Below are 20,377 nucleotides of genomic sequence, written 5' to 3' on the forward strand. Positions count from 1 at the left end.
ATTATGAACGTAATTGCATTAACACATAATATTACAGATGAAAGATCTGAATTTTTAGAAAACACGCCTATTGATGACATTAAACTTAAAAACATCAAACCTAAACGTATTGTCTCTTGGGGAACCTATGAAGATTACTCTGAATTGGACAGACTCTGCTCAAAGCTAAATATCGAATTCATTACAATATTTCCGATGTTGGTATAACACTTTTACTACTATCAAAGTCAATTGGGAGGAATAATATGGACGAATTAATCACATTACTCGCTGATTTAGTGATTGAAGAAATCAATCACGCTGATGACTAATAATAACGCCCAACACCTGATTGGTGTTGGGCTTATGTGTAAATTCATTCATAAATATATATTATCAATGTGGAAGGAGGAAATACGATGAAACAAGCAATAGGTTACTTACGACAGAGCACTACAAAGCAACAATCCTTAGCAGCACAAAAACAAACCATCGAGGCATTAGCCAAAAAACATAATATTCAATACATTACCTTTTATAGCGATAAGCAATCAGGACGCACTGATAAGCGGAACGGTTACCAACAAATTACTGAACTGATTCAACAAGGACAATGTGATGTATTATGTTGTTATCGCTTGAATCGACTGCATCGTAATTTGAAAAATGCATTAAAACTTATGAAACTGTGTCAAAAGTATCATGTTCATATTCTAAGTATTCATGATGGCTATTTTGATATGGATAAAGCGTTTGATCGCCTAAAACTTAATGTATTCATAAGTCTCGCAGAATTAGAGTCCGATAATATTGGTGAACAAGTCAAGAATGGTCTTAAAGAAAAAGTTAGACAAGGTAAACTCATCACGACACATGCACCATTTGGTTATACCTATCGCAATGGCACATTCACAATTAATCAAGATGAAGCACCAACGGTTAAGACAATATTCCATTACTACCTACAAGGCTATGGTTATAAGAAAATTGCGCAATACCTAGACACAGATGATAAATGTATTAATCGTAAGCCCTACCAAGTACGCGCTATTATCACGAATCCTAATTATTGTGGTCGCGTTATCAATCAATATGGACAATATGATAACATGTTCCCATCTATTGTTTCGACCAATATATACGAACAAGCTCAAGAAATACGGTCACAAAAACATACAAAACGGACTCCCTCAGATAATCAACTTCAGAAGAAAATAAAATGTCCATATTGTGGATCAACCCTGACTAATATGACAATTAGAAAAAAGCACCATACCTTACGTTATTATGTCTGTCCTAAAAACATGAATGCATCACGTTTTGTCTGTGCATTCAAAGGAATCAATGCGCAAGTATTAGAAACAAGTGTCTTAGCGACTTGTCAGAACTTCTTTCAGAACCAACAGCTCTATTCAAAAATCAACCAAACAATTCAACAACGATTCAAAAGACAAAGGGACATAGAAGCTAAACATACACTCACGCAAGAACAACTGATAGATAAACTTGCCAAAGGTATGATTGATGCTGAAACATTCAGGAATCAGTCTCAATCAGTGCTTCAAAAGCGCAAAACCATATCTTCAATAAGTGATACTCAGTTACAAACATCACTACAAAAGGTTATACAGAAAAGTTTCACGTTAAACATGTTATATCCCTATATTGATGTCATTCATATTACTAAAAATAAAGAATTAAGCGGAATCTATATAAAAAATGAGCCACTAAACATCGTTAATCAAACGATACAATCATCAACTGGCTAAACAAGAAAGGATAAATCAGCTATGCAACAACTCAAACAAAAACGTGTCGGTATCTATGTTCGTGTATCAACGGAAATCCAAAGTGCTGAAGGTTATAGTATCGACGGACAAATCAATCAAATCAAAGAATATTGTAACTTTCATCATTTCGAGGTCAAAGATATATACGCCGATCGTGGTATATCAGGAAAGTCTATGAACCGTCCTGAACTTCAACGTATGTTACATGATGCAAATGAAGGTCTCATCGATTGTGTCATGGTATATAAAACAAATCGACTCGCACGTAATACATCAGACTTACTCAAAATTGTTGAAGACCTTCATCGTCAAAATGTCGAATTCTTCAGCTTATCTGAACGTATGGAAGTCAATACTTCTTCTGGTAAACTCATGTTACAAATACTTGCGAGCTTCTCAGAATTCGAACGTAATAACATTGTCGAGAACGTATTCATGGGACAAACCAGACGTGCTCAAGAAGGCTATTATCAAGGCAATATTCCACTAGGATATGACAAAATACCTGATAATAAACACGAACTGATGATTAATCAACATGAAGCGAATATCGTGAAATATATATTCGAATCTTATGCCAAAGGACATGGTTATCGTAAAATTGCCAATGCCCTCAATCACAAAGGATATGTTACTAAAAAAGGTAATCCTTTTAGCATCAATTCAATAACCTATATCTTAGTCAATCCATGGTTCTGTTGCAAAGTTGAATTTATAGTATAATTTTAACAAAAAGGAGTCTTCTGTATGAACTATTTCAGATATAAACAATTTAACAAGGACGTCATCACTTTAGCCGTTGGCTACTATCTAAGATATGCATTGAGTTATCGTGATATATCTGAAATATTAAGGGAACGTGGTGTAAATGTTCATCATTCAACGGTCTACCGTTGGGTTCAAGAATATGCCCCGATTTTATATCAAATTTGGAAGAAAAAGCATAAAAAAGCTTATTACAAATGGCGTATTGATGAGACGTACATCAAAATAAAAGGAAAATGGAACTATTTATATCGTGCCATTGATGCAGAGGGACATACATTAGATATTTGGTTGCGTAAGCAACGAGATAATCATTCAGCATATGCATTTATCAAACGTCTCATTAAACAATTTGGTAAACCTCAAAAAGTGATTACAGATCAGGCACCTTCAACGAAGGTAGCAATGGCTAAAGTCATTAAAGCTTTTAAACTTAAACCTGACTGTCATTGTACATCGAAATATCTGAATAATCTCATTGAGCAAGATCACCGTTATATTAAAGTAAGAAAGACAAGATATCAAAGTATCAATACGGCAAAGAATACTTTAAAAGGTATTGAATGTATTTACGCTCTATATAAAAAGAACCGCAGGTCTCTTCAGATCTACGGATTTTCGCCATGCCACGAAATTAGCATCATGCTAGCAAGTTAAACGAACACTGACATGACATATTAGTGGTTAGCTATATTTTTTTACTTTGCAACAGAACCCTCTATAATATATTAATCAAAAAAGGCTAGAAACACCAATTTCACGGTGTTTCTAGCCTTAATATTTACTATAATCTTACTCCCACTCAATTGTGCTTGGGGGCTTAGATGTAATGTCATAGACAACTCTGTTTACGTGGTCTACTTCGTTTACGATACGGCTTGATACTTTTTGTAAGACTTCCCAGTCAATTCTTGCGAAGTCACTTGTCATGCCGTCTATTGATGTTACTGCGCGTACGCCGACTGTGTAGTCATATGTACGGTAGTCTCCCATAACTCCTACTGAACGGATATCTGGTAATACTGTGAAGTATTGCCAAATGTCTCTTTCTAGACCTTCTTCACGCACGACTTCTCTTAGAATTGCGTCTGATTCTCTTACGATTTCTAATTTTTCTTCAGTAATTTCACCTAATACACGAATTCCTAAACCTGGGCCAGGGAATGGTTGGCGCCATACTAAATGTTCTGGTATGCCTAATTCGATTCCTAGTGCACGTACTTCGTCTTTAAATAGTGTATTAATTGGTTCAATTAATTGGAACTGCATGTCTTCTGGTAATCCACCTACGTTATGGTGTGATTTAATTGTTTGTGCAGTCTTTGTACCTGATTCAATGATATCTGTATAAAGCGTACCTTGTGCAAGGAAATCAACGCCTTCTAATTTTGATGCTTCGTTATCAAATACGTATACAAATTCATTACCGATAATTTTACGTTTTTTCTCAGGGTCTGAAACGCCAGCTAATTTACTCATGAAAGGATCTTTGGCATCTACTCTAATAATGTTCATATTGAATCCTTCACCAAAGTTCTCCATTACCATGTCGCCTTCACCTTTTCTAAGCAAACCATGGTCTACGAAGATACAAGTTAATTGATCGCCAATTGCTTTATGAAGTAATACTGCTACAACTGATGAATCAACGCCACCACTCATCGCACATAATACTTTACGATCGCCAACTTGTTCTCTAATTTTTTCTACTTCGATTTCAACAAAGTTCTCCATAGTCCAGTTTCCTGTACATTCACAAACACGACGAATGAAGTTTCTTAATAAGTCATTTCCGTATTCAGTATGTCTTACTTCTGGATGGAATTGTACACCGTATAATTTTCTTGATTTATCTTCAATTGCTGCATTTTGACAACTTGGGCTGTCTGCAATGATTTCAAAGTTCTCAGGAATATCGATTACTTTGTCACTGTGACTCATCCAAACTGTTTGACTATTAGGTAAGCTGAAGAATAACTCGTCATCTGATTTAACGTTTAATGTTGCTTTACCGTATTCACGTTCATTAGCTCTTTCTACAGAACCACCTAATAATTTAGTCATTAATTGCATACCGTAACAAATACCTAAAACAGGAATACCTAGTTCAAAGATTTCAGGATCAACTGTGAATGATCCCTCTTCGTATACTGAATTTGGTCCACCTGAAAGTATAATACCTTTAGGATTCATTTTTTTAATTTCTTCGATTGAGATTTCATGGTCGTGTAACTCACTGTATACGCCCATTTCTCTTATACGACGTGTAATCAATTGGTTATATTGACTACCAAAATCCAATACAAGAATTAACTCTTGTTCAAAAGCCATTTCCATAATTGTCGTTCTCCTTTAATTAAAATGAGTAGTTTGGTGCTTCTTTAGTAATTTGAACATCATGTGGATGTGATTCTTTAAGGCCTGCGCCAGTCATTCTAATAAACTGAGCTTCTTCTCTTAATTGTTCTAGGTTAGCTGATCCTGTGTAACCCATACCGCTCTTAATACCGCCAATTAATTGATAAATTGTATCTTGTAATGGGCCTTTAAAGTCAATTCTACCTTCAATGCCTTCTGGTACAAATTTCTTAGCTGCAGTATCTTCTTGGAAGTAACGGTCTTTAGAACCTTGTTCCATCGCACCAAGTGATCCCATACCACGATAAACTTTATATTGACGACCTTGGAAGATTTCTGTTTGTCCAGGGCTTTCTTCTGTACCAGCAAGTAAGCTACCTAACATAACTGCATGTCCACCTGCTGCTAAAGCTTTCGCGATATCACCAGAGAATTTAATACCACCGTCAGCAATAATTGCTTTACCATAGTTACGTGCTTCTGTTGCACAATCATAAATAGCTGTAATTTGAGGTACACCTACACCTGCAACGACACGAGTTGTACAGATTGAACCTGGTCCAATACCAACTTTAACGACGTCTGCTCCCGCTTCAAACAATGCTTTAGTACCTTCACCTGTAGCAACGTTACCTGCGATAATTGTAACTTCTGGGTATGATTCACTAATATGTTTAACGACATCTAAGACACCTTTAGAGTGACCATGTGCAGTATCAATAACAAGTGCATCTGCGCCTGCTTCTACTAATTTTTGAGCACGAATTGGTGTATCTTTAGCAATACCTAATGCTGCTGCAACAAGTAGACGTCCTTCACTATCTTTTGCTGCATATGGGAATTCGATTACTTTTTCAATATCTTTAATTGTAATTAATCCTTTAAGTTTACCTTCTTCAGAAATTAATGGAAGTTTTTCGATTTTATATTTTTGTAAAATTTCTTCTGCTTGTTCTAACGTTGTGCCAACTGGTGCTGTTACTAAATCTTCTTTAGTCATAACATCAGAAATTTTAATTGAGAAGTTTTCGATAAATCTTAAGTCACGGTTAGTAATAATACCGACAAGTTCCATATCTTCTTCGTTATTAACGATTGGAACACCAGAAATACGGTATTTACTCATCAATGCTTCTGCTGCGTACACTTGCTCATCAGGTGTTAAGAAGAATGGGTTTGTAATAACGCCATTTTCTGAACGTTTAACTTTTTGTACCTCATCTGCTTGATGTTCTATAGACATGTTCTTATGAATAACACCTAAGCCACCTTGTCTTGCCATAGCAATCGCCATTTTAGCTTCAGTAACTGTATCCATACCAGCTGAAATGATTGGAATATTTAACTTAATATTTTTGGAAAGAGATACGCTTAAGTCTACATCACTTGGTAATACCTCTGATTTTGCTGGTACTAATAATACATCATCGAACGTTAAGCCTTCTTTTTGAAATTTGTTTTCCCACATGAATATAACCTCCACTAATTTATTTTCATATTTATTATTTCACATTTTCACTGTTTTGTTGATTGTTTAATCCATTAAAACATAAATTTAATATAATAGCTGAGAAAGTACCTAATACGATACCGTTTTGTGTTAACCAAGCATATTCTTCTCCAAATGTTTCAAGCGCTTGAGGTACTGCTGTAATACCTGCACCAATCCCGACCGATACGGCAATCACGAGTAAATTGTTTTGTTTGTTAAAGTCTATGCCACCAAGCATTTTCACACCGTATGCCATAACCATTCCAAACATCGCAATCATCGCACCACCTAATACTGGAAATGGAATCATGCTTGCTAATGCACCGAGCTTAGGTATTGAGCCACATACGATTAATAATGCAACCATCATATACATGATTTGATTCTTTTTAGCGCCAGACAATGATACTAGTCCAACGTTTTGAGAATAAGCTGTGTAAGGAAATGCATTAAAGATTGAACCAATTATAATCGCAATCCCTTCAGCTCTATAACCTTTTGATAAGTCTTTTCTTGATATAGGTTGTTTCGTAATTTCACTTAAAGCATGGTACACGCCTGTTGATTCTATCAAACTAACGATTGCAATAATGACAAAGACGATCGTTGTACCAAATTCAAATTCAAACCCGCTAAATCTAAATGGTCTAGGTAATTCCAACCAATTCGACGTTCTTAAATTCGATGTATCCACTAATCCATAGAAGGAAGCGACGGTTGTACCTATTAATAAACCGAGTAATATCGCTATAGATTTAATGAACCCTTTAGATAATCTTTGTATTAATAAGATGATCACTAATGTAAATAAACCTAAGAATATATTTTTACTGTCTCCGTAGTTCTTTTCACCTTGACCACCTGCTAAATAATTCATGGCAACTGGCATTAACGTAATACCGATTATTGTAACAACACTCCCTGTAACAACAGGTGGAAATAATTTTACTAAATACGAGAAAAATGGAGAAATTAAGACTACAATAATCCCTGAAAGAAATATAGAACCGTATAGCACACCGATACCATGTGTATTACCAACTAGAATCATTGGTGCTACGGCTGTAAATGTACATCCCAAGACTACCGGCAGTCCAATTCCTATTCCTTTATATACTTGTAAAAATGTTGCTACACCACACATAAAGATATCAATTGCGACTAAGTAAGCCACTTCTTCAGGTGTGAATTTTAAAGCAGATCCGACGATAATAGGTACCATTATGGCACCCGCATACATAGCAAGTAAATGTTGAACACTTAAGATGAAATTTTTCATGTTATTCTCCTACCAGTTTGACTGTATTTCCTAATAATGAAGCAACTTGGCATAGAGATAAGACTTCTAGTCCTTCAGATTCCAACTTCTCTCTACCCGGTTGGAAACTTTTTTCTATAACAATTCCAATTCCAGATGTTGTTGCGTTTGCTGCTTGAACTAAACGATGTAATCCTAATGATGCTTCGCCATTCGCTAAGAAGTCATCAATAATTAATACATGGTCGTCTTCATTTAAAAATTGTTTCGCAATAACCACTGTACTCGTTGTATTTTTAGTAAATGAGTGAATATCTGTTTGATAAAATTCAGATGTCATTGTAGATGGTTTTGCTTTTTTCGCAAATAAACATGGCACGTCTAAATGTAAAGATGCCATTATTGCAGGTGCGATACCTGACGCTTCAATCGTAAGTACTTTCGTGATTTTCTTGTCTTTAAAATGTTCCGTAATAACTTGACCAACTTCATACATTAACTTTGCATCAATTTGGTGATTTAAAAATGAATCAACCTTGAGAATCTTTTCATCGATGACTACACCATCTTCTTTAACCCTATCTTGTAGTGTCCTCACACTACTCGCCTCCTCATTTAGATTAAAAAAAACACACCTTAATCCTAAAAAATAGGTAAGATGAGTAAAAAATAATATAAAACCACACCATTTTGGATAGTCTGATTCCAGTGTTATTCATTTACTCATAGTCGTGTCGTTTAAGGCAACACGGTAGAAACTTCCAAAGCCATATTCTTCAGATTATATGAGTTTTTAGTAATAAATTATTCATTGATAATAACAAAATATCAGTATTTTTACAATAGGCAAAACCTTATGTTAGCGCTATTTTAAGAGGTTTTGAATAAACTGAAAAATCTAAATAATTAGAAAGTTGATTGAATATTGTTTGATTGTCCTCCACAAGGGTATTTGAGAATTATATTGTATTAACGTAGACAATATTTATTAAGTATGTATACACCTAGAGCATAATCACTGTTGATAAGATTTTTACACATTACAAATTTATGGAGGTTTTAGTATGGGTAAAATAGAAAAATTTAGTAACGAAAGTGATTTACTGCAACGTATTGATCAATTGAAAGAAGAAGGTGTCGGAGAAAGTGACTTACAAGTTATTTCCGAAGACAAGTTAGATGATAACTCTTTAGACTACACGGATGTTAAAGTGAAGAACTCTAGAGGCTCATTTAGCGACAAAATTACTGCACTATTCTCAGGCGAAAGTGCTGAAGAACGTGTATTATCAAGTTTAAATATTCCAGAAGAAGAATTAGATAGCTATAAACAAGAACTTAATAACGGAAAAATACTATTATATGTTGATAATGACAATATAAGCGATACTGAAAACTATGATTCAAATCATCCTAAAGACTCTCAAACAGGAAATGAGCATTACGATAATACGAAACCATTTTCTAGTGATGAGAGCGAAGATAGTGGCGTATCTAAAGGTACAGCTGCTGGTGCTGGATTAGGTGCAGGTGCTGCGGGCGCTGGTGCCGCTGCTGTACATTCAACTTCAGATCAAGAGGAAGATGTGAATGAAACATCTGATTTTGATAAAGCTGAAAGAGAAGAAGAATTTAATCAGCAAGATGAAGTACCTGAAAATGATCTAACTCAAGATGTGGATACTGCAGATACAGAAAAAACAGATGCACCATCATTTGATAACGAAGCTGAAACGGATCGAGATGTAAATACAAATCGATATGGCAATAATATTAATGAAGAAGACGTAGCGCATGATGATGTGGATGATTCAAACATCGACCATCAAGAAACATCAACTTCAGCTAATTTAGCAGGTGCTTCTGGTCTTGGCGCAGCTGGATATGCAAATGAACATAGAGAACAACAAGAAACAGAAGATGACGTACAAGACGATAGAAGAGTCTACTCTAGCGATTATGGTGAAACAGATAATGTTAAAGATCAACAAGATTTAACAAGAGAAGATGAATCATCATTCTCAAGAGTGCATGATGACGACGTAGAAAGAGAACGTTCTAACTTAAACTACGATAAACCAAATGAAAGTGTTGAACCACCAGTATCAGATGAAACAACAACACGTGAATCTAACTTCTCTACTAGCCAAGATGATCAAGATACAAATGTTCACACTTCTGAGCAGTCATACAACAACGACACACAAGATAATAATGTAGGCGAAACATCTTACAATAATGAAACACAAAATAACAATGTAGATGAAGAATCTGTTCAACTTCATGAAGAACGTCTAAATGTAGACAAAGAGAATGTTGAAACAGGTGAAGCATCTGTAGATAAACATGTTGTAGAAGAAGAACAAGAATTTGATGTACCGGTTGAACGTGAAGAAGTAACAATCGAACGTAGACCCGTTAATGAGAAAGTAGACGAAGACTTTAACGCTAATGATGATGATTCCGTACACATTCCATTACACGAAGAACGTGTAAAAGTAGAAAAAGAAAATGTCGTATCTGAAGAAATCGTCATTAAGAAAAATAAAGTTCAAGATACTGAACATGTTTCTGAAAAAGTGAGACATGAAGAAACAGATATCAATAATCCTACAGATGATAACCCTAAATAAGACAATATAATAACTTAAGAGGCTGGGACATAATGTCATGTCCTGGTCTCTCTTTTTATTTCCTCAATACGATAGTACTACCATTAAAATCTTATGTTATAATATTATAAAATATTGATTATGAGGGGTTCATAACTATGAATTTTGAAGTTGTCACATCTATCGATGATCCATTATTCAAAAAAGCATTAGAAATGTATGAAGATATTTTCAAGGCAGAGGTGCGAGAAGACCGCCACGTCTTCATCCATTCGCTTACATCTGATTACATAAAGAAACATTATATATTTTTAGTTGGTTTAATTGATGACACGGTCGTAAGTTTGTCTACAGGTCATTATGAACCTACAACAAATTCAGCTTTTATTATTTATTTAATGACGCATCCTGAATACCGCAATCAGCGTGTTGGCGGACAAACGTTGGAAAGAATTGAAGCAGAACTTCATAAACATGCTCAAGATGTTCATGGAAGAGATGCTAACATGATTATGTTGGAATCGTTTGGAGAAGAATCATACGAGAACAACAGTGGTAAAGAAGAAGCGATTCTGCGTAAGAACTTCTTTAATAGACATGGTTATGAAGTTCAACAAGACATCCCTTATATACAACCGAATCCACAAAAATCATTAGCACCTACACCTATAGATTTATATATTAAGCAATACTTGCCGCTTCAAAAAGACGTTATCTCACCGAGTATTCGTTCTTGTTACATCAACAAGTACATACACGGAAATGAAAACAATCGAGAATTTGTATACGAATTATTAGAATCTATGGATTTATAAGTTAGAAAAGCTGACATCACATGCGATGTCAGCTTTTTATTGCTTTAAGATATCTTTCCATTAATTCATGGACACTTTCATCTTTAGCACCTTCTGGATTTGTACCACACCATAAATTCATATAATCTGGATTGTTTAACTTTTTAGACTGCCCTCTCAAAGGTTGTGTTAATATATTTTGAATCGGATACGGACAAATATCATCTTTAAATTGTTCCATATACTGTATAAAGGGATTTATAATACCCTTTGCATAACGCCCACTAAACGTATTCGTTAATATAATATCATCTGGATGTGCTTTTAATATATGCGCTTTATGCACATCTGGTGCACCACTTTCATGTGTTGTTAAGAATGCTGTTCCAAGTTGAACTGCATGAGCACCTTTTTGAATATAACGTTTCGCTAATTCTGGTGTCGTGATACCGCCCGCTACTATTAATGGCACGTTAATCAAAGGATACGTTTAATTAAACAATTGCTCAGTTGTGAGACGATTTTCTGGCAGTGATTGTTCAAATGAACCTCTATGACCACCCGCTTCACTACCTTGAATCACTATCGCATCAATACCAATGGATTCCAAAGCTTGAGCTTCATTTAAATCTGTTGCAGTTCCTATTACATTAATATGATGGCCATGTAATGTGCAAACGAGATTTTCTGAAGGCTTACCAAATGTAAAGCTTACATATTCAACATGTTTCTCTATAATCACGTTTAACATGTCCTCAAAATTCACATCTATTGAAACATCTTGTATTTGTTTGCTGTTTAATTTTTCTGTTATGGGATGTAATATTTTATTCATAAAATCAACTTTTTCATGATCAATAGCTGGATACTCTGGCACAAATAAATTGACGCCAAACGGTTCAGAAGTCATATGTCTAATTTGGTCTATATCTTTAGCTAAAGCATCAGGCGTCATATATCCAGCACCGATTTGTCCAAAGCCGCCTACATTACAAACTGAAGCCACTAAGTCAGGTGTTGTAATACCTCCAGCCATACCCGCTAGAAAAATCGGTTTATCCAATTCTGAGATTAATTTTTTCGATTTCAATGACAATCCCTCCTAAAAAATTTAATTCGTAAGCTAATCATTTTATTTTTTTAGTTAATTGGTGCATTATAATGACATCATACTAAAAGGAGAAATAAAATGACACACTCAAAGCTTTCATTAACTGAAATTATTAAAAAAAGAAAATCAGTTAAAGAGTTCGATCCAAACTTCAAAATTCCAAGAGAAGAAATAAAAGAAATGATAGCACTTGCTACTAAAGCACCTTCATCAATCAACTTACAACCATGGCGCTTTGTTATCATCGATTCTGAAGAAACAAAACAAAAATTAGACCATCTTGTTCAGTTCAACCAAAGACAATTACATTCATCAAGTGCGATTATTCTTGTACTTGCAGATTTAAAACACGCTGAATACGTGAGCGATATTTACGAGAAGAATGTTGAACTTGGTTATATGGATGAAAATTCAAAAGATTACTTTATTGAAACAATTTCAAATTTAATTAGCAGTGCTGACGAAAGTTACTTTAATGCACAAGGTTTAATGGATGCAAACTTAGCTTCTATGCAATTAATGCTTATTGCGACTGATCACGGTTATGATACTAACCCTATCGGCGGATTCGATAAGACAGCTGTATTAGAAGCATTAAACATCGATACTTCTAGATATGTACCAGCTCATTTAATTGCTATTGGTAAAGGTGTTAAACCACCACATGATTCAAGTAGATTACCAGTAGATAGAATCATCGCTTGGAATGATGATAGTAACGGTTCAATCGGCCAATAAGAACTTTATTCGTTCTATTTGTACTAATACTCTGGGAGCGGGACAGAAATCTAATTTGTATAAAAAGATTTCGTAGTCCCGCCCCGGCAAGGATGACTAGAGTTGAAAAAGCTTGAAACAAGCGTATTTCAATTCAGTCATCTACTGCCAAGATGCTAAAACTGGCTGAGACATGCTTTATGTCCCAGCCTATTTTTTTAATATTGCATTATCTAAAAATATAGTGTAAAATTCATTGCTGTGAGTTTTATTTTTTTACTTAAAAGCTTTACCGCTTTAAAGTGAATGTCAGATTAAAAGAAGGAATATATATGAAAAATTTATCTCAATGGTCGTCCAGTATCGGCTTCGTTCTAGCAAGTGCCGGGTCAGCTATAGGAATTGGTGCTGTATGGAAATTCCCATATATGGCTGGAACATACGGTGGTGGCGCATTTTTATTAATATTTATTATCTTCACATTGCTTGTTGGTTTACCACTACTTTTAAGTGATTTTGTATTGGGACGTTATGGTAGAACATATTCTACTAGCATCTTCAAAAAAGTATCCGGTAAATCATCTTGGAATTTAGTAGGCTGGCTTGGAAATCTAACAGTCTTTGTACTATTTTCATTCTATAGTGTGATCGGTGGTTGGATCATTTTATATATTATACGTACACTTTTAGACAGCCTTGGATTAACGCAATCACATAATTACGGCAACATCTTTAATGATTATATATCTAACCCATTTTATTCATTAGCGAGTCAATTCGCTTTTATACTTTTCACTGTAGTCATTGTCAGTAAAGGTGTAGAAAAAGGTATCGAGAAAGCTTCAAAAGTCATGATGCCACTGTTATTTATATCGTTCGTAATTGTCATTATTAGATCGATCACTTTAGACGGTGCTTTAGACGGAATTCAATATTTCCTACAACCAAAAGTATCAGATTTAAGTGCTGAAGGTATACTATACGCCTTAGGACAATCGTTCTTCGCATTATCACTAGGAACATGTGGTATGATGACATACGCTTCATATTTAGATCGTAAAACAAACATCGTCAAAAGTGCGAATGCCATTGTGTGGATGAATATTGCTGTATCAATAGCAGCAGGGTTAGCCATCTTCCCATCTATTTTCGCATTTGGATTAGAACCTAACCAAGGACCAGGATTATTATTTATCGTCCTTCCACAAGTATTTGATCAAATGTTTGTCGGTCAATTGTTCTATTTACTATTTTTAATATTATTTTTATTCGCAGCCATTACATCTTCAATTTCGTTATTAGAATTGAACATCTCAAATATTACTAAAAATAATAATGATAATAGAAAAAAATGGTCATATATCATTGGTATATTAGTCTTTATATTCGGGATACCATCAGCACTTTCAAACGGATTACTCCAAGACTTTACATTCGGTGTCGGTACATTCTTCGATAATATGGATTACTTAGTCGCGAATATCTTAATGCCAATAGGTGCATTAGGCGTAACCATCTTTGTGGGTCATATATTCAATAAAGAAATCATTATGGAAGAATTAAATATGAGCGATACTAAAAAAGGAAGACTCTTTGTAAATACATGGTATTTCTTAGTTAAATTTGTACTTCCAATTATCATCATCGCCGTATTTATCGGACAATTAATTTAAATAGAGAAAAGAAGAAGCCGTTCAATTTTTTGGGAATTGAACGGCTTTTTTATGTAGTTCGGATGGACTTGGATGATCTCTTGGCTTTATTCAGGACTTAAGCCACGACTTGGAATATCTCTTGGCTTTATTCGGGACCTAAGCCACGACTTGACTCATCTCTTGGCTTTATTCAGGACTTAAGCCATGACTGTACTGAACCCAAAAATCTAAACCTTAATTAGTATATTATTTCAAAGGTTTGTCTCCTGTAATTTTTGGGAGATAAGCCTTTTAATTTTGATTTGATTCTTTCGTTATTATAAAAATCGATATATCGATGAATAGCTTGTTCAAGGTCCTGAAAATCTTTAAATTCTTGGCCATAATACATTTCTTGTTTAAGTAACCAAAAAAAGTTTTCCATAACTGAATTATCTAGACAATTACCTTTTCTAGACATACTCTGAAATATTTTATGGTCTTTTAATAATCTAGTGTATTGTGAATGTTGATAATGCCAGCCTTGATCTGAATGAATCGTTAAACGATGATCTAGGTTTGGACGACGCTTTATCATTTCTTTTAATGGATTGATGACTATATCTAATGTAGGACGACTTGAGATTTTAAAGCTGATAATCTCTGAACTATATAAGTCCATAAAAGGTGATAAATATAATTTCTGACCATTCATTAATTTGAACTCTGTAATATCTGTTACGACTTTTTGAAATGGGAGACTTGTTTTAAATCTACGATTTAATATATTTTGAGCTACTTTACCAACTTTACCTTTAAAGGAACGATACTTACGACCTCTATGTGTGAACTTTGTACAAGTTAGATTATGTTCTTTCATAATTCTTAGTACTTTTTTATGATTTACGATAAGACCTCTATTTCTTAGTGCTTGTGTAACACGACGATAACCATAGGTATGGTTTGATTCTTCACATATTTCTTTTATTACTTGAATCAATGTTTCATCTTTATCAGCTTTACTAAATTTATTTATCCAATAATAGTATACAGATTTAGCTATTTGAGCGACTTTAAATAAGATACTTAATCGTATATTATATGTTTCATTTAGTTCCTTAATGACCTTTACTATTTCTGATTTTTGCTTCCGTAAATGTCGGTCAAGGCTTGTAACTTTTTTTGATAGGCTATACCTGCCTTTAACGTCTCATTTTCATTTCTAAGTCTTTCAAGTTCTTCACGTTCATTTTCATTTAAAGGTAAATTTTTATTATCTGATTTAGATCGTTTTTTAGTCATAGTGTGAGATCGTCCCTTTTGTTTATTATCTATATCAAGACGACACTTTTCATCAAATTGATGTTGCCAATTGGCAATGATAATAGGATTAATAATTCTAAAGTGATTCGCAGTATCTTGATAAGACAACATATTTTCTTGTCTAAATTTTAAAACAGATAATTTAAATTCGCTAGTATAAACAGTATTTCTACTTTTTATTTCTAAACCTTCTTCTCCAAACTCTTTATATTGATTGACCCAAATCCGAAGGACAGACCAACTTGAAATACCATATTTTAAAGCAATTGTTCTATAACTTTGATGTCCTTCTAAATATTCTTTTACAAGTTTTAGTTTGAATTTAAATTCATATTTTTTCCTCATTAGAATGCACCCCAATATTTTGATTTGTTTAGTTCAAATATTTGGGTTCACATCAGACTTGGCTCATCTCTTGGCTTTATTCAGGACTTAAGCCAAGACTTGAACGATTTCTCATCTCAGCAACCTCTTTAACTCACGTCTTCCCTTCTATATCAATCCTATCCACTTCCAATATGTCATGCTGAACAAGATAATTAATAAGTATCCAATGACTGTGAGTGGTACGCCTGTTTTAATAAAGTCTTTAACGGTAAATGTTTCTGTACCGTAAGCCAGCATATTTTGTGGTGAACTAACTGGCAATAAGAAACCGAAGCTAATCACGAATTGTTGTATAAGTACAAATCCGATAGATTGATCTCCTAAATTTAATGTTTGTGTTAGGGCTATAAACACAGGGATTAATGCTGAAGATAAACTCGTAGCACTCGCAAATCCTAAATGTATTAAAATATTAAATATTGAAATGAGTGCAATGGTTGCGATTAGTGGCATATGATTAAGTCCCATTAATCCAAATGTTTTATCACTTAACCATTGTGCCGCTGTTGTTTCCAACAATACTGTTCCTAGTGAGATACCGATTCCAAATACGATAACTGTACCCCAAGGAATTTTCTTCTCAACATCTTCCCAAGTAAAGACACCGATTTTAGGTGTTAACATAATTGCTAATGCGATGATTGTTATAGACGATGAATCAATAGGATGAAGTACTTTTTCGGTAGACCAGAAAAATAATAATAAGACAGAAATCGTAATGAGTCTCCACTCTCTTGATGAAACTGGTCCTAATTCCTTTAATTGTGCTTTAACTAATTCATTACCACCTTCTATTTCTTTCTCCTCAGGTTTAATGACAGTAATCATCACAAAGTATAAGACGACTGACATGATAATCGCCCATGGTGCTGCATATAAGAACCATTCACCCCAAGAAACATCTTGTCCCATTGATTTATTAATAAATCCTATCGCCACGATATTTTGAGCGGCGGCAGTCTTAATACCTATATTCCATATTGAGACAGCATGCACGGCCGTAATAATCAATAATGCTGCTAATTTACTGTTCTTAGATGTTTTAAATGCAGTAATCATTCCTAATAATATAGGTACAACAGCACCTGCTCTTGCAGTAGCTGAAGGTACAAAGAATGCTAAAATAATAGAAACTACAATTGCACCGATAACCATTCTATTTGTTTTGTTTCCTACAATAGAAAGTACTTGTAATGCTAAACGTTTATGTAAATTGGTTACTTGCATCGCTGTAGCTAAGAATAATGCTGCAGCAACGAGTGCCACTGCAGATCCTGAAAATCCACTTAAAGCCATTTTTAATGCATTTCCTGTACCTAGTAATGCATCCCCTTCTAAAGCTTTTCCATTTGCTGACGGATTGCCTAAAGCATCTCCTAAATTTTGAACTGGACTAAATCCAATGAGTACGACGATCAGTCCAACAATCATAACCGCTGATACAGGATAAGTTACGGCTTCTGTTACCCACATAACAACTGCAAAAGCTAAAATCGCTAACGCACATTTTGCCATAACAGGTAAATCATTTGAAGTTGGTAATAACAATATCCCAATTAATACAACAAAACTAACAATAATCCAAATTGGTTTAAAAGATTTTTTCTCAGTATTATTAGACATATCTAACAGCTCCAATATTAATTTTTATTGTTCTAATTTCCTAAATAATAACATATTTCTTTTTTGCATATAATACTTTTCACAATTAATACAATAAATACTTGAACTTTCTGTTATTTACATGTAATGTATAAAGGGAAGTGTGACGGTTGTCTGCCGACAGACAACCCTACCTATTAAATTACTGTCAAATAAAGGATGATTTATAATATGTTAACTAAAGAATTCGCAACTAAAGTAGGTCTTAGTGAAAAGCAAGTTAGAAAAATTGTACAGCACTTAGAAGACAGAGGATATCAACTTTCTAAGACAGAATATCGTGGAAGAGAAGCGACAGACTTCCAAGAAGAAGATATTGAACTTTTCCAAGAAATAGCGGAAAAAGTTAAAGAAACAAATAGTTATGACCAAGCATTCGAAACACTTGAACAAGAGAAAGACTTTTTACAAGTTCTTGTTAAAGACGAACCTGCTAATCAAACACCTGAACTACAACATTTAATTGAAGAATTAAGATTAGAAGTTCAACATATGCGTAGAGAAAGACAAATGCTTGGTGAAATGTTGCAACAAGTACATATTCAACAACAGAAACTAGAACAAACTTTAGCATTACAAGCACCTCAACAATCAGAGGCTACTGCTCAAGAGAATGATACTAAAGTTGAAACGAAACAAGCTGAACAACCACAAAGTTCTAAAGTAGTTTCAGAAGATAAGACTTCTAGTGAATCAGTTGAAACGAACAAACAAGAAGTAAAAGAAGAAACAAAAGTTGCTGTAGCTGAAGAGCCAGCTAAATCAGAAACACAAGCTGAATTGAAATCAGAAGATAAAGAAACTGCTGTTAAACCAGAAACGACTACTGATAAAGCAGTAGAATCTAAAGAAGATACAACTACATCTAAAGAAGAAACGACTGACAAAGCAGCATCTACTGAAGAAAAAGCACCTGAAACGACAGTAGACGATACTTCAAAGCCTTCAGAAAACAAAGAAGAAGACGTAAAAGAAGAAATCAAATCAGAAACTGAAGAAGAACCTAAGAAAAAAGGATTCTTCCAAAGATTATTTAATATTTAATCCCTTTAAGAAGAGGTCGGGCATGATGCCTAGCCTCTTTTTTGTTAAGTTTTTGTAAATTTCCACTATATAATTGTTAATTGCTAGCGTACTTTGTTATATTGAATTTTATATTAAGTACTTGTAATGAATATTAACCATTAGGAGTGTTTCACATCATGGAAACATTAAATTACGAAGATTTGAATAACGACCTTTTATGGGCACATAACAATCAAGTTGTGAAAATCATGAAAGATGATTTAGACATCTATATCAAATTAAATCTTAAAGAAGACAATCATAAATTAGTTGTATTTTCAAATGGCGCGATTGATCCATCTAAAAGCAAACCGCCTGTCTTTATGAGAAGTAAATGGCATGAAGATTTTAATGCGAATTGTCTTTATATAGATGACAGAACCATTCATTATAAACAATTACGTATAGGTTGGGGTGTCGGAAGAGAAGAACGTCATTTCTTAAAAGACTATTCTGAAATTGCGCAACAAGTCACGCAAGCACTCCAAATAGAATCTCAAAATGTCGTCTATTGTGGTTCATCAGCAGGTGGCTTTATGTCTATGTATTTAGCAACATTGCATAAAGGCACAACTGCTGTAGTGAACAATCCACAATGTTACGTAGATCGCTACGATAAAGTGAACGTCGAAAAATTATACACCAAAATATTTCCCAACCGTTCACGTGATTATATCAAAAAACAATACGCACTGAGACTATCGATCACAAGCTTATTCCGCAAACAAAAATATGTACCTAAAATTTATTACATCCAGAACAGATTATGTGAGACTGATATGACTAGACACTTCAATCCATTTTGTAGTTTCTTAGATAAATACGAAATAAACAGTTCAAACATAAAGTTCATATTATACAACAATAAAAAGCTCGGACATAAACCTATATCAAGAGAAGCAACCGTAAACTTTGTAAACCAAGTCCTTGAAGACAAACTTGTCATAGCAGAATTTTAAGAATAACACCACCTCTAAATCTGATATGAAGGTGGTGTTATTCTTTAGATACTATTTCAATTTTCATTCTATCTGGATCTTCAAAATAAACAGCATAATGATGATTACCACCAGCATACGGATATAAATCATCATACAGTTTATTAATATTTTTTTGTTCCAAAATAATATTGATATCATCCACTGTTACTCTGTCTTCAACAGTAAATGCCAAATGATTTAATCCAATCCTTTTACGATGATACCCATATTGTTTAAATGAATCGTCCACTTGTACAAATACTATGTACGTTTCATTTAATTTAAAGCTAAAACCTTCTCTCCATTCTTGATACAAACTATATCCTAGCAGTCCTAATAACCAACTATAAAAGATTTTAGATTTATTTATATCACTAACATAGATCTCTAAATGATGTATAGAACCATTCGTCTTCCAATCACCTCTAATTCAAAATTATATTAAGACAA

General features: G+C 34.0%; 17 protein-coding genes, 2 pseudogenes and 1 riboswitch. Of the genes and pseudogenes, 10 read left to right on the top strand and 9 right to left on the bottom strand.

Features of this window, described 5'->3' with window-relative positions; genetic code table 11:
* The first annotated feature begins 3 nt into the window (after positions 1 to 3).
* From MUA60_RS15205 to MUA60_RS15220, 4 genes and pseudogenes are all read left to right on the top strand, one after another.
* Entirely contained in the window at positions 4 to 207 is a 204-nt protein-coding gene (locus tag MUA60_RS15205; RefSeq protein ID WP_262648988.1) for a hypothetical protein, read from the top strand.
* Between the two features lie 191 nt (positions 208 to 398).
* The gene (ccrA, locus tag MUA60_RS15210) at positions 399 to 1,748 is read left to right on the top strand and encodes a cassette chromosome recombinase CcrA (RefSeq protein ID WP_262648989.1); all 1,350 of its coding nucleotides are present in this window, start codon (positions 399 to 401) and stop codon (positions 1,746 to 1,748) included.
* Between the two features lie 21 nt (positions 1,749 to 1,769).
* A pseudogene (locus tag MUA60_RS15215) lies at positions 1,770 to 2,483 on the top strand (recombinase family protein); the annotation flags it as partial.
* A gap of 33 nt (positions 2,484 to 2,516) precedes the next feature.
* Entirely contained in the window at positions 2,517 to 3,191 is a 675-nt protein-coding gene (locus tag MUA60_RS15220; RefSeq protein ID WP_262648940.1) for an IS6-like element IS257 family transposase, read from the top strand.
* 135 nt (positions 3,192 to 3,326) lie between these two features.
* On the opposite strand, the gene guaA is transcribed toward MUA60_RS15220, so the two are convergent.
* The 4 genes from guaA to xpt are packed head-to-tail and all read right to left on the bottom strand — an operon-like array spanning position 3,327 to position 8,240.
* Positions 3,327 to 4,871 carry a glutamine-hydrolyzing GMP synthase gene (gene guaA, locus MUA60_RS15225; RefSeq protein WP_262648990.1) on the bottom strand — a complete coding sequence of 515 codons (1,545 nt, stop codon included), beginning with the start codon at positions 4,869 to 4,871 and terminating at the stop codon, positions 3,327 to 3,329.
* Positions 4,872 to 4,890: 19 nt separating this feature from the next.
* Entirely contained in the window at positions 4,891 to 6,360 is a 1,470-nt protein-coding gene (gene guaB, locus MUA60_RS15230; protein ID WP_262648991.1) for an IMP dehydrogenase, read from the bottom strand.
* Between the two features lie 34 nt (positions 6,361 to 6,394).
* A complete protein-coding gene (locus MUA60_RS15235; protein WP_037589422.1) occupies positions 6,395 to 7,663 on the bottom strand; it encodes a nucleobase:cation symporter-2 family protein in 1,269 nt (422 codons plus the stop codon).
* A 1-nt stretch (position 7,664) separates the two neighbouring features.
* The gene (gene xpt, locus MUA60_RS15240; RefSeq protein ID WP_037589423.1) at positions 7,665 to 8,240 is read right to left on the bottom strand and encodes a xanthine phosphoribosyltransferase; all 576 of its coding nucleotides are present in this window, start codon (positions 8,238 to 8,240) and stop codon (positions 7,665 to 7,667) included.
* Positions 8,241 to 8,348: 108 nt separating this feature from the next.
* Positions 8,349 to 8,451, bottom strand: a riboswitch (purine riboswitch).
* 255 nt (positions 8,452 to 8,706) lie between these two features.
* Between xpt and MUA60_RS15245 the strand changes: the two genes are divergently transcribed.
* Positions 8,707 to 10,275 carry a DUF2382 domain-containing protein gene (locus MUA60_RS15245; RefSeq protein ID WP_262648992.1) on the top strand — a complete coding sequence of 523 codons (1,569 nt, stop codon included), beginning with the start codon at positions 8,707 to 8,709 and terminating at the stop codon, positions 10,273 to 10,275.
* A gap of 137 nt (positions 10,276 to 10,412) precedes the next feature.
* Complete coding sequence (locus tag MUA60_RS15250) at positions 10,413 to 11,069, top strand: GNAT family N-acetyltransferase (RefSeq protein WP_262648993.1); 657 nt, start codon at positions 10,413 to 10,415, stop codon at positions 11,067 to 11,069.
* 28 nt (positions 11,070 to 11,097) lie between these two features.
* Here the strand turns inward: MUA60_RS15250 and MUA60_RS15255 are convergent.
* A pseudogene (locus MUA60_RS15255) lies at positions 11,098 to 12,084 on the bottom strand (NAD(P)H-dependent flavin oxidoreductase).
* Between the two features lie 153 nt (positions 12,085 to 12,237).
* Here MUA60_RS15255 and MUA60_RS15260 point away from each other — a divergent pair.
* On the top strand, positions 12,238 to 12,897 hold the full coding sequence (locus MUA60_RS15260; RefSeq protein WP_262648994.1) for a nitroreductase family protein: 660 nt from the start codon (positions 12,238 to 12,240) through the stop codon (positions 12,895 to 12,897).
* 311 nt (positions 12,898 to 13,208) lie between these two features.
* Positions 13,209 to 14,549 (top strand): sodium-dependent transporter, encoded by a 1,341-nt coding sequence (locus MUA60_RS15265; protein WP_262648995.1) that lies wholly within the window; start codon positions 13,209 to 13,211, stop codon positions 14,547 to 14,549.
* A gap of 220 nt (positions 14,550 to 14,769) precedes the next feature.
* Here the strand turns inward: MUA60_RS15265 and MUA60_RS15270 are convergent, their stop codons facing one another.
* The 3 genes from MUA60_RS15270 to MUA60_RS15280 form a co-directional block, all read right to left on the bottom strand.
* Positions 14,770 to 15,645, bottom strand: coding sequence for an IS3 family transposase (locus tag MUA60_RS15270; protein ID WP_316964834.1), 876 nt, complete (start codon positions 15,643 to 15,645; stop codon positions 14,770 to 14,772).
* The gene (locus MUA60_RS15275; protein ID WP_262648361.1) at positions 15,642 to 16,178 is read right to left on the bottom strand and encodes a transposase; all 537 of its coding nucleotides are present in this window, start codon (positions 16,176 to 16,178) and stop codon (positions 15,642 to 15,644) included. The genes MUA60_RS15270 and MUA60_RS15275 overlap by 4 nt, the downstream gene beginning before the upstream one ends.
* Positions 16,179 to 16,325: 147 nt before the next feature.
* A complete protein-coding gene (locus MUA60_RS15280) occupies positions 16,326 to 17,843 on the bottom strand; it encodes an anion permease (RefSeq protein WP_262648996.1) in 1,518 nt (505 codons plus the stop codon).
* A gap of 210 nt (positions 17,844 to 18,053) precedes the next feature.
* Between MUA60_RS15280 and MUA60_RS15285 the strand changes: the two genes are divergently transcribed.
* Positions 18,054 to 18,926: a prolipoprotein diacylglyceryl transferase gene (locus MUA60_RS15285; RefSeq protein WP_262648997.1), complete on the top strand. Its 873-nt coding sequence runs from the start codon at positions 18,054 to 18,056 to the stop codon at positions 18,924 to 18,926.
* Positions 18,927 to 19,084: 158 nt separating this feature from the next.
* A complete protein-coding gene (locus MUA60_RS15290) occupies positions 19,085 to 19,906 on the top strand; it encodes a YqiA/YcfP family alpha/beta fold hydrolase (RefSeq protein ID WP_262648998.1) in 822 nt (273 codons plus the stop codon).
* 37 nt (positions 19,907 to 19,943) lie between these two features.
* Here MUA60_RS15290 and MUA60_RS15295 read toward each other — a convergent pair whose 3' ends face one another.
* Positions 19,944 to 20,357 (bottom strand): VOC family protein, encoded by a 414-nt coding sequence (locus MUA60_RS15295; protein ID WP_262650637.1) that lies wholly within the window; start codon positions 20,355 to 20,357, stop codon positions 19,944 to 19,946.
* Positions 20,358 to 20,377: the final 20 nt, after the last annotated feature.

The organism is Mammaliicoccus sciuri (genome assembly GCF_025561425.1).
In the GTDB taxonomy this organism is placed as follows: domain Bacteria; phylum Bacillota; class Bacilli; order Staphylococcales; family Staphylococcaceae; genus Mammaliicoccus; species Mammaliicoccus sciuri_A.

Excerpts from the sequence above, each read along its gene's own strand:
- MUA60_RS15250 (WP_262648993.1), top strand. The coding sequence starts at position 10,413 with ATGAATTTTGAAGTTGTCACATCTATCGATGATCCATTATTCAAAAAA.
- MUA60_RS15205 (WP_262648988.1), top strand. The coding sequence starts at position 4 with ATGAACGTAATTGCATTAACACATAATATTACAGATGAAAGATCTGAA.
- guaB (WP_262648991.1), bottom strand. The coding sequence starts at position 6,360 with ATGTGGGAAAACAAATTTCAAAAAGAAGGCTTAACGTTCGATGATGTA.
- MUA60_RS15280 (WP_262648996.1), bottom strand. The coding sequence starts at position 17,843 with ATGTCTAATAATACTGAGAAAAAATCTTTTAAACCAATTTGGATTATT.
- MUA60_RS15290 (WP_262648998.1), top strand. The coding sequence starts at position 19,085 with ATGGAAACATTAAATTACGAAGATTTGAATAACGACCTTTTATGGGCA.
- MUA60_RS15220 (WP_262648940.1), top strand. The coding sequence starts at position 2,517 with ATGAACTATTTCAGATATAAACAATTTAACAAGGACGTCATCACTTTA.
- MUA60_RS15265 (WP_262648995.1), top strand. The coding sequence starts at position 13,209 with ATGAAAAATTTATCTCAATGGTCGTCCAGTATCGGCTTCGTTCTAGCA.
- MUA60_RS15260 (WP_262648994.1), top strand. The coding sequence starts at position 12,238 with ATGACACACTCAAAGCTTTCATTAACTGAAATTATTAAAAAAAGAAAA.
- MUA60_RS15235 (WP_037589422.1), bottom strand. The coding sequence starts at position 7,663 with ATGAAAAATTTCATCTTAAGTGTTCAACATTTACTTGCTATGTATGCG.
- MUA60_RS15245 (WP_262648992.1), top strand. The coding sequence starts at position 8,707 with ATGGGTAAAATAGAAAAATTTAGTAACGAAAGTGATTTACTGCAACGT.
- ccrA (WP_262648989.1), top strand. The coding sequence starts at position 399 with ATGAAACAAGCAATAGGTTACTTACGACAGAGCACTACAAAGCAACAA.
- guaA (WP_262648990.1), bottom strand. The coding sequence starts at position 4,871 with ATGGAAATGGCTTTTGAACAAGAGTTAATTCTTGTATTGGATTTTGGT.
- MUA60_RS15275 (WP_262648361.1), bottom strand. The coding sequence starts at position 16,178 with ATGAGGAAAAAATATGAATTTAAATTCAAACTAAAACTTGTAAAAGAA.
- MUA60_RS15285 (WP_262648997.1), top strand. The coding sequence starts at position 18,054 with ATGTTAACTAAAGAATTCGCAACTAAAGTAGGTCTTAGTGAAAAGCAA.